At 36.6% G+C, this 13,298-nt stretch carries 12 protein-coding genes; 8 read left to right on the top strand and 4 right to left on the bottom strand.

Features of this window, described 5'->3' with window-relative positions:
* The first annotated feature begins 2 nt into the window (after nucleotides 1–2).
* On the top strand, nucleotides 3–719 hold the full coding sequence (locus B494_RS0111835; protein ID WP_017472596.1) for a tRNA (adenine(22)-N(1))-methyltransferase TrmK: 717 nt from the start codon (nucleotides 3–5) through the stop codon (nucleotides 717–719).
* Nucleotides 712–1,833 (top strand): Nif3-like dinuclear metal center hexameric protein, encoded by a 1,122-nt coding sequence (locus B494_RS0111830; RefSeq protein WP_017472595.1) that lies wholly within the window; start codon nucleotides 712–714, stop codon nucleotides 1,831–1,833. Before B494_RS0111835 ends, B494_RS0111830 begins: the two co-directional genes overlap by 8 nt.
* 212 nt (nucleotides 1,834–2,045) lie before the next feature.
* Here B494_RS0111830 and B494_RS0111825 read toward each other — a convergent pair whose 3' ends face one another.
* Nucleotides 2,046–2,987 carry a 4-hydroxy-3-methylbut-2-enyl diphosphate reductase gene (locus B494_RS0111825; RefSeq protein ID WP_017472594.1) on the bottom strand — a complete coding sequence of 314 codons (942 nt, stop codon included), beginning with the start codon at nucleotides 2,985–2,987 and terminating at the stop codon, nucleotides 2,046–2,048.
* A 159-nt stretch (nucleotides 2,988–3,146) separates the two neighbouring features.
* Between B494_RS0111825 and B494_RS0111820 the strand changes: the two genes are divergently transcribed.
* Nucleotides 3,147–4,457, top strand: a complete 1,311-nt coding sequence (locus B494_RS0111820; RefSeq protein WP_017472593.1) for a DEAD/DEAH box helicase — start codon at nucleotides 3,147–3,149, stop codon at nucleotides 4,455–4,457.
* An 11-nt stretch (nucleotides 4,458–4,468) separates the two neighbouring features.
* A complete protein-coding gene (locus tag B494_RS0111815) occupies nucleotides 4,469–5,359 on the top strand; it encodes a deoxyribonuclease IV (RefSeq protein ID WP_017472592.1) in 891 nt (296 codons plus the stop codon).
* 618 nt (nucleotides 5,360–5,977) lie between these two features.
* On the opposite strand, the gene B494_RS0111810 is transcribed toward B494_RS0111815, so the two are convergent.
* Nucleotides 5,978–6,262 (bottom strand): DUF2624 family protein, encoded by a 285-nt coding sequence (locus B494_RS0111810; RefSeq protein WP_017472591.1) that lies wholly within the window; start codon nucleotides 6,260–6,262, stop codon nucleotides 5,978–5,980.
* A 175-nt stretch (nucleotides 6,263–6,437) separates the two neighbouring features.
* Between B494_RS0111810 and B494_RS0111805 the strand changes: the two genes are divergently transcribed.
* On the top strand, nucleotides 6,438–7,136 hold the full coding sequence (locus B494_RS0111805) for a lytic transglycosylase domain-containing protein (protein WP_017472590.1): 699 nt from the start codon (nucleotides 6,438–6,440) through the stop codon (nucleotides 7,134–7,136).
* A 20-nt stretch (nucleotides 7,137–7,156) separates the two neighbouring features.
* Here B494_RS0111805 and ispG read toward each other — a convergent pair whose 3' ends face one another.
* Together ispG and B494_RS19300 are read right to left on the bottom strand one after the other, a co-directional pair.
* Complete coding sequence (ispG, locus tag B494_RS0111800; RefSeq protein WP_017472589.1) at nucleotides 7,157–8,251, bottom strand: flavodoxin-dependent (E)-4-hydroxy-3-methylbut-2-enyl-diphosphate synthase; 1,095 nt, start codon at nucleotides 8,249–8,251, stop codon at nucleotides 7,157–7,159.
* Between the two features lie 72 nt (nucleotides 8,252–8,323).
* Nucleotides 8,324–8,695, bottom strand: a complete 372-nt coding sequence (locus B494_RS19300) for a hypothetical protein (protein ID WP_017472588.1) — start codon at nucleotides 8,693–8,695, stop codon at nucleotides 8,324–8,326.
* A gap of 68 nt (nucleotides 8,696–8,763) precedes the next feature.
* Between B494_RS19300 and B494_RS0111790 the strand changes: the two genes are divergently transcribed.
* The 3 genes from B494_RS0111790 (at nucleotide 8,764) to B494_RS0111780 (ending at nucleotide 13,061) form a co-directional block, all read left to right on the top strand.
* Nucleotides 8,764–9,414, top strand: a complete 651-nt coding sequence (locus B494_RS0111790) for an NfeD family protein (RefSeq protein ID WP_017472587.1) — start codon at nucleotides 8,764–8,766, stop codon at nucleotides 9,412–9,414.
* A gap of 481 nt (nucleotides 9,415–9,895) precedes the next feature.
* The gene (locus B494_RS0111785) at nucleotides 9,896–11,542 is read left to right on the top strand and encodes a Na/Pi cotransporter family protein (RefSeq protein WP_017472586.1); all 1,647 of its coding nucleotides are present in this window, start codon (nucleotides 9,896–9,898) and stop codon (nucleotides 11,540–11,542) included.
* A 163-nt stretch (nucleotides 11,543–11,705) separates the two neighbouring features.
* Nucleotides 11,706–13,061 carry an IS1182 family transposase gene (locus B494_RS0111780; RefSeq protein ID WP_017470474.1) on the top strand — a complete coding sequence of 452 codons (1,356 nt, stop codon included), beginning with the start codon at nucleotides 11,706–11,708 and terminating at the stop codon, nucleotides 13,059–13,061.
* Nucleotides 13,062–13,298 lie beyond the last annotated feature (237 nt).

Raw genomic sequence — 13,298 nt, 5'->3', positions numbered from 1 at the left:
AAATGCCAATGAAAGAAAACATACTATCAAATCGGTTAAAGAAAATCGCTCAGTATTTGCCTCAAGGCGCTTACTTTGCAGACATAGGTAGTGATCACGCTTACTTACCTGTATACATATGTAAACAAGATCATTCGGCACGAGCGGTCGCTGGTGAGTTAAATAATGGGCCCTATTTGTCTGCATGTCAACACGTAGAGGCATATGGTTTAGCTGACCGTATTGATGTTATTAAGGGAGACGGTTTAACGGTAATAGCTGATGTTCCTGTTAAACAGATTGTTATCGCCGGTATGGGTGGTGTGTTAATTCAATCGATCCTTGAACAGGGTAAGGGATTATTAGATGGTGTAGAGCGATTAATTCTACAACCAAATGTAGATAGTCATTACATTCGAAAGTGGCTATTGTCAAGTTCTTTCCATTTGACAGCGGAGCAAATATTAGAGGAAGACGGTCATATATACGAGATTTTAGTGGCAGATGCTAATGTAATGCCTGTCAATAATATGGATGATCAATCGGTAAAATCGTTAATGTTTGGCCCTATACTTTTACAAGAAAAAAATGATGCTTTCAGAAAGAAGTGGGAACGAGAGCATAAAAATAAGTTAAAAATAATTAGTCAGATTAAACAAGCAAAAGAACCTAATCAAGCGAAGATCAAGCAATTTGAACTGGAAGTGGAATGGATTGAGGAGGTGTTAACTGATGACTAAAGTATTTACGGTTGGCAAAATAATAACATTATTAGAGAAATGGGTTCCTAAAAAATATGCATATGAATGGGATAATGTTGGTCTCCAAGTTGGTGACTTAACCACACAAGTAACTAAAATTCTAGTTACCTTGGATATAACAGAAGATGTTGTAGATGAAGCGATAGCACAAGGTGCAAACCTTATTATAGCCCATCACCCATTATTGTTTAAACCGATAAAGCAAATTAACGTTAATTCTGTTCAAGGTCGTATATTAAGAAAGCTCATTCTTCATGAAATTACTGCTTATGCCGCCCACACAAACTTGGATATTGTTGAAGGGGGTGTAAATGATTTATTAGCAGAGAGGTTGAATTTACAATCTGCACGTGTGATGATCCCAGAATTTAATGAGAAATTGTATAAATTTCATGTTTATGTACCAGAAACACATCTAGATCTAGTAGATCATGCTCTAACGCGTATGGGTGTCGGACAAATAGGGGATTATAAAGATTGTTCCTTCCGAGTCAAAGGTACAGGTGCTTTTACACCTTTAAAACAAGCGGATCCCTATATAGGAGAACAAGGTAATAAGTCTTATGTTGAAGAAATAAAGCTTGAGTATATGCTTAAAGAAGCACAACTACAAGAAGCGATCAGGATATTGCTTGCAACACACCCTTATGAAGAACCGGCTTATGATCTTATTGAGCTTGAAAATGAAGGTAAAGTCGAAGGTTTAGGTCGAATTGGTGAACTGATTAAAGCAACAACTTTAGCTGATTTTGCTAATGAGGTAAAAGAAATATTCTCATTATCAGGTTTGCGGGTAACAGGATCGTTAGACAAAAAGATAAAAAGAGTGGCAGTACTTGGCGGTAGTGGCGAAAAATACTTTAAACAAGCTAAAAGGTTAGGTGCTGATGTATACGTAACAGGAGATTTGACATTTCATCAGGCTCAAGATGCAGAAGCACTAGGCTTAGCAATTATCGATCCAGGCCATCATATTGAATCTGTAATGATTGGAGCGGTTTGCCACTATTTAAAACAAAAATTAAATCAAGAAGCGACTGAGTTAGAGGTTATCCCAACTCAACTTAGTTCTGACCCATTTAAATTCATCTGATTGATTTGTTGTGTCAGCGACAAGTGACAAATAGCATCATGAGAGTGTTAATGCTAAATTGGCATTAGATGCTATAAAAACAGAGATGTTGTGATCTTCAATCGCAACATCTCTTGATATAAACAAGGTTATTTCTTCTGCTCATTAGATTAGTTTAACGCTTTTTAGCACAGATAACGGTCCATAAAAGGCGCACTGATTAAAGATTCGTCTTATTTGCGCTTTACTTTAGGTAATATTTTATTTTGCTTAACCTTTGTCGTTAGATCCCATGTCGATTCATCATTAGGATCGAACTGCTCGATAAACCTAATCACTTCTTTTGTAATAGGTGTAGGCGTTGAGGCACCAGCGGTTATGGCTACACAATTGACGCCATTTAACCATTCCAAATTTAACTCTGATAGATCAGCAATTCGATAGGCAGGTGTTTCGGCTATCTCTTGAGATACTTGAGCTAATCGGTTTGAATTATTACTTCTAGGATCACCAACAACTAAAGTTAGATCAGCTTTTTTAGCCTGTTCAGCTACAGCTTCTTGCCGCACTTGTGTGGCCATACAGATTTCTTGAACCATTTCTGTTTGTGGATACTTAGCTTTTACTGCTTGCATCACATCGTAAACATCCCATTGACTCATCGTTGTTTGATTCGTTACTAAAATTTTAGGATGATCAAGTGTAAGGTGCTCCACATCTTTTTCTGTTTGTACAGGAAAAACATCATTTGGGGCGACACCGACAGCACCTTCAGGTTCTGGGTGTCCTCGTTTTCCTATGTAAACCACTTTATAGCCTTCTTTCACTTTCTGGCGAATTAAATCATGTGTACGCGTCACATCTGGACATGTTGCATCAAGCACGGTTAATCCTTTTGCTCTAGCTTTTTCTTTAACAGCTGGCGAGACACCATGAGCTGTAAATATAACTGTACCTTGAGTAATGTCATCGAGTAATTCTTCACGATTTTTCCCATCCAATGTGATTACACCTTCTTCTTTGAAAGCATTTGTCACATGAGCATTATGCACAATCATTCCTAATATATAAATAGGTCGTGGTAAATTTGGATCTTTAACAGCATTTTGAGCGATAACCATAGCATCTACCACACCATAACAATAACCACGTGGAGCAATTTTTATAACGTCCATGACTATTTCCCCCCTAGTCAATTTTTAGAATAACACTATCATTATAAAGAAAAATATATAAAATGACAAAAAGTAACCCATCATAGATTTGCAAAGTGTGCATTTTTTGTTAAAGTCAACTATAATATAAAGGTAAATCGATAGGACAAGGAGTTAATTATGGAAAAACATCAATTTAAACAATATAATTTACAGCCATGGATTCATGACGTGCTAAACAAATTACATTTTGATTATCCCACCCCAATTCAAAAAAAAGTGATTCCAGCCGTTTTAAGAGGGGAAAGTGTTATTGGACAATCGCATACTGGATCAGGAAAAACTCATGCCTTTTTGATCCCGCTATTCAGTCAATTAGATAGCACTAAAAATGAGACACAAGTGGTTATTACATCACCTACTCGGGAACTAGCCATACAAATTTATAATGAAGTGAAAAGAATAATTGATTTTATTGAACAAGATCAAACTATAACAGCCAAGTTATTTATTGGTGGTACTGATAAACAACGTGCGATTGATAAATTAAAAGAACAACCGCAAATTGTTGTTGCAACCCCGGGGAGACTGCTAGACTTAATTAAAGAAGGGGCGCTAGATATTTATACTGCACGCTCTTTTGTGATCGATGAGGCTGACTTAATGTTGGATCTTGGGTTAATTCATGAGATTGACCAGATGCTCGTTAGGGCAGAGCAGTCAATTCAATTGCTTGTTTTTTCAGCGACCATCCCAGAACGGCTACAACCATTTTTGAAAAAATATTTACAAAACCCTACACATGTTCATATCAATGATCATTTTGCACCAGAAGCGATCGAACATCGTTTAATTCCGCTGCGTCATCGTGAACCGGCCCAAATAATTGCTCAGATAGCAAGTGTCATTAATCCATACTTAGCGATTATTTTCACGAATGGTAAAGACGCTGCTAATAAGTTATTTGCGGAGCTGCAATCAGAGGGGATTAATGTTGGTATTATTCATGGTGGTCTTGCTGCAAGAGAACGGAAACGGGTACTAAAGGATATCCAAGCGCTTAAATACCAATACATTGTCGCAACGGATTTAGCTGCAAGAGGTATTGATATAAAAGGGGTCAGCCATGTCATCAATGCACAGTTACCAAAAGAAGAGCCATTCTATATTCATCGTGTGGGACGTACTGCTAGAGCAGGTATGGAAGGTACAGCCATTAATTTGTATGGTGATGAAGATGTGCCATTGTTAAACAAATTAACCGCACGAAGAATTGAATTCGGCACATTTGATATTGTTAATGGTGAATGGAAAGAGATTAAGCCGTGGAATGAACGCCGATTAAGGAAAAAGGAAGGCGACGATATTGATCAACAAGCTTGGCAACGTGTAAAGAAACCATCAAAAGTAAAGCCAGGCTACAAGAAAAAAATGAAGCGACAGCATGATAAAATAAAAAGACAATTAAAGAAAAATCAACCAAAAAAATAGGGGTGGAGAAAGTGAAGATCGGTTCTCATGTATCAATGAGTGGGAAAAACATGTTATTAGGATCTAGTGAAGAAGCAGTAAGTTATGGGGCTACTGCGATGATGATTTATACAGGAGCGCCGCAAAATACAAGACGTAAAGCGATTGAAGAATTAAATATTGAAGCAGGTATCCACCATATGGAACAGAGTGGGATTGAAGATTTAGTTGTACACGCGCCTTATATCATAAATTTAGGTAATACAACAAAACCGGAAACATTTGAATTAGCTGTTTCATTTATGCAGAGTGAGATTGAAAGAACAGCTGCGCTAAACGCTAAACAAATTGTTTTACACCCTGGTGCACATGTTGGTGCTGGAGTAGAAAAAGGTATTGCTAGAATTGTTGAAGGCCTAAATGAAGTATTGACGAAAGAGCATGATGTTCAGATTGCCTTGGAAACGATGGCAGGGAAAGGATCGGAAATTGGGAGAACATTTGAAGAATTGGCAATGATTATTGATGGCGTTGAACAGAACGATAGACTTTCTATTTGCTTAGATACCTGTCATGTCCATGATGCTGGCTATGATGTTGTCAATAATTTTGACCAAGTACTTGATGATTTTAATAAAGTAATTGGCTTGGATCGCTTGAAGGTCATTCATGTGAATGATAGTAAGAATGAAAAAGGAGCACACAAAGACCGCCATGAAAATATCGGTTTTGGCTATATTGGTTTTGAAGCGTTACGATATATTGTTCATCACCCACAACTGAGCCATTTACCTAAAATCTTAGAAACGCCGTATGTAGGTGAAGATAAAAAAAATAAAAAACCGCCTTATAAGTTTGAAATCAATATGTTAAAAGGCGACGATTTTCAACCGGATTTAAAAGAAAAAATCATGCAACAATAAGCAACTTTTATCACAGGTAAACCAGGTAATCGTCCCTAAAACGCCTGCTCTAAACTAGGGGGAAGAGCTTACTTATCTAGGCTGAAGCTAAATTCACTCAACGATCCATCAGTGAAAGCCCCCGCTGATTAAAGATTCGTTTTATAAGTATTGCAATGCATATGGACAAAGTTTTCGAACGAGAAGCGGTGAAATTTACGTAAGCGTAAAATTGATGGGAGCCAGGCTTTGGGTTTCTGAAAGTTAATTTAGGCTTCACTTGAATCCAGTGAGGGGCAGATAGAAAGTGAAAAACGTATGGGCTTTGCATTTATAAGAGTGAAATTGAGAAAATGCACTGCCTCAAATAGAAAAATACTACCCGACGAGGTTAATAAAACGTAAAAAAGTTCTAAGCAAATTTTTATTGTTTGGAACTTTTTTATTTTCTATTTGAGGCTAATTATGTCCCGTCATCTTTGTACGTCAATGTGTAAAGTCTATCATTCATCAGTAGATGCAAAATACAAATTATATTTAAGGCTAAACGCCAATATTGTCGTGGTCTCTTTACTGCTTTAAGCCACTTATATTATAGTATCGAGAAAAACCATACGAAGAAAGTTTTACAAGGTTTCTTTATTTAAACCAATCTGCCACACCGTATTGCTGGATCAATTGATTTAGAATCGTTTTCGCTTTATTTACTGTTTGTTTATCTGTAATTTCTTCAAGCCTATTAAACAATGCAGTTAAATCCTCTTTAATAAAGGGGTCAAACTGCTGTTCTCTTAACAGGTTAACAATTTGATTCGCTTGAGATTCAGACAATTGTACGTTATATATTAGAGCATAAGATTGAAGTTCTTTGGGAGTTAGCTGAGTTAATTTATTGCGAATTAATTGTTTCATAACTGGATTCATCGTTTCCCTCCTTTTCGTTACAAAATTATCACTCAGTACATCTTAATATATGATTAGATGAGTAAAGGTTTACTAACTTTTTGAAAGCATAATGTATTCTATTTGCAATCCTTCTCAAATTAGCGTAGGATATCGTCTTGTAGCAATAATTTGCTATAAGAAAGGATGTAAAACAATGAAATATCGTCAGAAGGTTTTATTCAGTATTGTATCTTTAATTGCCATTATAACTATTTTTATAAGTCTTCATCATCAAACACAAATGACGAGATTACAACAAGAAAATCATGCATTGTCCATTGAAAATTTAACGTTGCAAGCAAGAGCAACTTATCAGCTGGAAGATGTAAGCATTGATCTTCAGGATGATTATCATCATTGGGCGACTTTAGAAGAAATGGCAGAACAAATGGTTAATGACAGTGGAGGAAACTTTAAGAAATCGTGGGCTATTTATTTAGCAAATGAAGCAAAGCAATATGAAGTTGATCCTTTCCTTGTCTATGAATTACTAAAGATTGAGACAGGAGGCGTTTTTGATCCAGAATTAGTAGGTCCAGAAACGCGTTATGGTCACGCATATGGCATGTCGCAATTTATGAAGAATACAGCCCCGTGGATTGCTGATATGGCAGGACTACCTTATAGCGAAGAACTATTATTTGACCCCTATTATTCAATGCAATTAGCTATTGTTTATTTGGACTTTTTACACCATAAATATCAAGATTGGGATCAAGCACTAACGGCTTATCACCGTGGGATGTCAGGTTTGGAAAACTATATAATGGAGAACGGCACAGCAGAAAGTGACTATGCGAGGCGAATTCAGACAAATGCAGAGCAACACCATGCGGTTGTGATGGCAAATTAAAAAGCTAAAGGCATTTGCCTTTAGCTTTCTTCTGTTTGAGCTGCCAAATATTCAGCAGCAATCTTATCTACTTCTTTTTTCAATTCTTCTACCATTGTTTCTTCCGGGACTTTACGGATAATTTCACCATGTCTAAATAATAAACCTTCGCCTCTTGCACCTGCGATTCCAATATCAGCTTCACGTGCTTCTCCAGGTCCATTTACTGCACAACCTAATACTGCAACTTTAATTGGTGCTTTAATCGTTGAGATATAGTCTTCAACTTCATTTGCAATAGAAATCAAGTCAATTTCAATTCTCCCACAAGTAGGGCATGATATTAAAGTGGCAGCATTTGATGCTAAACCAAAAGTTTTTAATAGTTCTCGAGCCACCTTAACTTCCTCAACGGGATCCGCACTTAATGAAATGCGCATCGTGTTACCAATTCCTTTGCTTAAAATGGCACCCATACCTGCAGCGCTTTTGATGCTTCCGGCAAATAAAGTACCTGATTCAGTGATACCAAGATGTAATGGGTACTCGATTGCTTCTGCAGCTTTTTCGTAGGCTTCAATAGCTAATCCAACATCAGATGCTTTCAAAGATACGATAATATCATGAAAGTCAAGGTCTTCTAATATTTTGATATGATGTAATGCACTCTCAACCATACCATCTGCAGTGGGATAGCCATACTTCTCAAGAATATGCCTTTCTAGTGAACCTGCATTTACACCGATTCGAATTGGAATACCTTTAGCCTTCGCAGCATTAACTACAGCCTCCACTTTATCACGCTTACCAATGTTTCCTGGGTTTATTCTAATTTTGTCAGCGCCACCCTCAATCGCTTTGAGAGCAAGCTTATAATTAAAATGAATATCGACAACTAAAGGAATATTAATTTGTGCTTTAATCTCGGGAATCGCATTAGCTGCCCGTTCATCCGGACAGGCAACTCGAACAACCTGGCAACCGGCATCTTCTAAACGTTTAATCTCAGATACTGTTGCTTCTACATCATGTGTTTTTGAGGTGGTCATTGATTGGATAATGACTTGGTCTTTTCCCCCAATAATCACGTTTCCTACTTTGACAGGACGTGTATTTTTTCTGTGTGTTAGAACCATGAAAGTTAACGCTCCTTTTTATCGTTACGTTTATAAAATCTATTAAACACTTACGCTATCCATTATAAAGCTTTAAGGATCAAATGAGAAGTGATAAGTCCAGTTATTTTCATCGTTAGAATAACGTGGAAATAAATAGACATGTCCAACTTCTAATTGAAAAATATCTGCTGTAGGATTTAGAGACTTAAAGTCCGTTATGGCCTGATCAATATTCTGAATTTGAATATCATTTATCGCTTCGAGGATGGATAAAAACTGATCACCACGTTGAACTTGATAAGAAATAACTTGAAAGCTTTCAATGCTTTCATCATAATATAATGGAGAAGTAGTAAGGGGAGTTAGATCTTGATGGTGAGAGGGTTTAGTTAAATCTTGATAACAAGCAAAAAAAATCAATGCAAAAATGCTGAATATAATGATTTTATATTGATCTGACATCATCTTCTCATCCTTATAGCGCTAAATTTTGTATACTTGATATATATATAATGAAGGAGTTGTTTATGATGAATATATTCGCTTTTGATTGGATTAGTTTTTTTATTGTAGGCTTTGCTACATTGTTTCTTGTAGGGGAATTACTCGTTAATACAAAGGGGCTATTTGCATTATTAGGAGTGGCACTTATTTCAACTTATTTCTTAACCTATCTCGATCCATCGATGATCCTAATTATGAGCATCATTTATTTTTCTGGAATTATACTCATATTTATTGATGGACAATTTATTAATGATGGAACGCTTGCTGGTATTGGAGCGATATTAATGCTTATTTCAGTCGGTTTAAGCTCACCTAATTGGGTTGTTGGACTGTATGCCATAATTGGAGTGGTTGTAGGTGCTATTTTTTCAATCACATGGTTAAAATTTCTGCCCAAAAGAAATATGTGGAGCAAAATAACGTTGCTGGATCAACTAACCGATGACAGAGGATATAGCTCCATGAACCAAAGTTATCGTCACTTGATAGGGGAAGAGGGAGTCACATTAACCGATATGCGGCCCGTGGGCACGATAAAGATCAATGGTCATGACTATAGTGCGGTAACTAACGGTCATTGGATCGAACGTCAATCGGAAATCTTTGTTAAGCAAGTTGACGGCACTCGAATACTTGTTGATCTAGTTGATTCGTCCCAACAACGTGTGCAATGATAAAGTTGTAAAAAATGCTTATAGAATAACGTTTCTCTAACATTTCGTCTCTTTTCTGTATATTTAATTTTAGCAAGTCTAAAATAAATTGATGCTATAACATGGTGACTCGTTATTGTTATCACAAATAAGCGTCTGTAAAACACCACCTCAAAATAGAGTGTGGAGTTAATCTGTTTAGGTGGAAGCTACCGGACGCTAGTGTTCTGATTCACGCAACGACCAATCAGTGGAAAAAGAACGGAAATCCCCACTGATTGACGGTTCTTTTTATTATTCCATCTTCACGTTGATAATTTTTACATAAATTATCATAATAAAGTATATTGTCCCTCTTTTTTTTGATGAGACTAACCAGAGTGTAAATTTAGTGTAAATTTTAGTCGAATACTCTTTACATTATGTTTATATTTCATTAATAATGGTGAAGGATTGTTTACTAAATAAACATGCAAATTTTGAAGTGAAGGGATGAGAACCCGTGGAAATTGATGTTCAAAGTCTATTATTTGAGTTTTTTGGTGGTTTAGGTATCTTTTTATTAGGAATTAAATACATGGGTGAGGGCTTGCAGAAAACGGCAGGTGATCGTTTAAAGGATATTCTTGATAAATTTACTAGTAATCCATTTATGGGCGTGCTGGCTGGTATCGTTGTTACTGTTTTATTACAAACGAGTACAGGTACCACTGTGCTTGCAGTTGGTTTAGTCAACGCTGGTTTTATGACATTACGACAATCGATCGGTGTTATAATGGGAGCCAATGTTGGGACAACCGTTACGGCTTTTATTATAGGTATCAAAATTGAAGAGTACGCACTACCTATTGTAGCGGTAGGAGCATTAATGCTTTTCTTCTTTAAAAATCAAAAATTACAAAACTATGGTCAAACCATTTTTGGCTTTGGTGCTTTGTTTTTCGGCCTGAACTTAATGGGGAGTGGTTTGTATCCGTTACGTTATTTAGAGGCATTTCATGAATTAACGATTGAAATGTCCGGTAATCCATTTTTAGGTGTGGTAATTGGAACGGTCTTTACTTTTGTTGTGCAAAGTTCTAGTGGGACCATCGGTATTCTTCAAAACCTTTTGGGACAAGGTTTAATGGATCTTGATGCAGCCATGCCGGTCCTATTTGGAAATAATATTGGAACAACGATTACCGCTGTTATTGCTTCAATTGGAGCAAGTATCGCAGCAAGGCGTGCGGCATTAACACACGTTATTTTTAATTTAATAGGTGCTACCGTTATTTTATTATTAATCCATCCGTATACAGTTTTAATTGCTTCAATAAGAGATGGACTAGGTTTAAATGCTGAAATGACAATTGCCTTTGCACATGGTATTTTTAATGTGGCTAATCTCATTATCTTTTTCCCTTTTATTGGTCTATTGGCTTATTTAGTGACTAAACTAATTCCAGGAGAAGATTCTGTTATTGATTTTAAACCAACACATCTTGATCCTATCTTTATTCAGCAGTCACCAGCAGTGGCGTTAGACCAAGCAAGAGAAGAGATTATTCGGATGGGTGAATATGCATACAAAGGACTAGAAGAAACGGCTTTATTTTTAAATAATCACCAAACGAAACATGCTGATAATGCTTTTCAAATCGAAAATGCACTAAATAAGCTAGATCGTGAAATAACAGATTACTTAGTCCAGTTGTCAGTTGCACAATTATCGGATTCAGATAGTGAGCGACATTCAGCTTTAATTGATTCAGTAAGAGATATTGAGCGTATTGGTGATCATTTTGAAAATGTAGTTGAATTAATCCAATTTAAGATTTCAAATAAGATCATTATTACAGAGGACGCTAAAGAAGATTTGAATAAGATGATAGATTTGACCAATTTAACTGTGAAAGAAGCGATTGAATCCCTTTCGGAAATGGATCGTGTTAAAGCACTTGAAGTAGTTAAGCATGAAACCCAAATTGATCGAATGGAGAAGAGTTTTCGTAAAAAGCACATTATACGCTTGAATGAAGGTAAATGTTCTGGATCTTCAGGTATTGTTTTTGTTGATATTCTTAGCAATTTAGAACGAATTGGTGATCATGCCTTAAATATAGCAGAAGAAGTTTTAGGTGAAAAAATTCCAGAAACCGTTCATTAAAATAACTATCAAACATTCTAATGTCAATTGCATTAGAGTGAATTTCATAATTCAGAGTCCTTGAGCCCCAACGAGTTTGAGAGATAAAAAAGGAAGTACCTCCCCAAATCTTGTATAATGGTAGTTGAGAGACAACCAAAAAAAGACTGGAGGAGTACCCCTTATGACCATTATACGACAACAAAACTTATTTGGCATCCAAGAATTATACGAGATGGAACCTACCCAACGTTATGAAGCCATTATTTCAGCAATAGATTTGGATGCTATCTACCATGAAATAAACAAAAAATCCCGACTTGGTGCACCCGTAGCGTTGAATTATGCGGCGATGATTATTTCTATGTTTGTACGAATCGTTGAGCGCATTCCGACGATGAAGGACCTGATCAAACGTCTGAATGATGACGTTCTATTTAAGTTGAATTGTGGGTTTCTTGTGTCTGACAACACTCCCTCTGAAGCTGCCTATTCACGACTTATAACGAAACTGAGTGCCTCTGATGTGTTAGAGAAGTCACAAGAGAAAGTTGTTCTTCAAGCCATTGCTGAAGGCTTTATTATGGATGACACCGTCGCTATTGACGCCACCCATTTTGAAGCACGTGATCAAGCACCACCAAAAGAAGAAAAGCCAAAAGCAGAGCCTAACAAGCGCGGGCGCAAACCAAAAGACGAGCGAGAACAATGGCTGATGGAACAAGCAGAAAAGGAAGCAAAACTTCCCCTTTACGAAAAGAAAATAGAAGCTCAGTTGGATGTTCCTTTACATGAGTTACGTTCGGAAGTTCCTCAAGACCCTAAATGGGGTGTGAAAAAGAACAGCGAAGGAAAAAATGTCTTTTGGTACGGCTACAAAGGTCACTTAGCTGTTGGAACATCCAGTCAGTACATTTTACAGTCTCTTTTTTCTTCTGGCAGTCTCAATGATGGAAAAGCAGCTATTCCTTTATTAAAGGGAGTGGATGAATGCCTATCCTTGCCTTTTTTGACCTACCAGACAATGGATGCAGGATATGACTACGCCCCTATTTATGTTCAAGTTCATCGAATGGGAAACCAATCTGTCATTGCTTATAATAAGAAAAATGAAGCAGAACCCATTGGGTTTGATAAACACTTTGCCCCAACCTGTTTTAGGGAACATTCCTATCGTTATGATAGTTTTTATGCCAAGTATGAAACGTTGAAATACACAAGACCAAAAGAATGTAGCGACTGTCCTTTAGCTAACGAAAGTATTTGCCAAAAGGTTTATAAAGTAAAAATCACGACAGATCTCCGAAAATATACAGCCCCAGCTCGTGGGTCAAAAGCGTGGAAACATATATCAAAGCGCCGCTCAGCAGTAGAACGCGTCAATGGTTATCTAAAGGAATATTTTCAACTGGACAATGTGCGTTATCGAACTGGAAAACGAGCAAAAGTTCATTTTGACATCGTCACGCTTGTTTATAATGCATCAAAATTAGCAAGTGATCGTGTGAATTTAGTGTTAAATCAGCAACAAGTTGCTTAAAAAAACTTTTTAAAACGATATCACTAAAATTCTGTAGGTCTTTAAATTTTTAAAAAGATGAATTATGAAATTGATTCATTAGGATGTTTTTTTATTAAAACTATTGAATCGATTAGATCACCGTGCTATATTTAATTTATTGTATGATTACTTTCTAAAAAAACTATTGACGCGGTTTTTGATTCGTGATATATTATATACCGTCGCTGACATTAGTACATACCATCATTTCATACT

It is taken from the genome of Amphibacillus jilinensis Y1 (assembly GCF_000306965.1).
Classification (GTDB): domain Bacteria; phylum Bacillota; class Bacilli; order Bacillales; family Amphibacillaceae; genus Amphibacillus_C; species Amphibacillus_C jilinensis.
The sequence above is the reverse complement of the archived record's forward strand: the minus strand, read 5'-3'. Positions and strand labels throughout refer to the sequence as shown.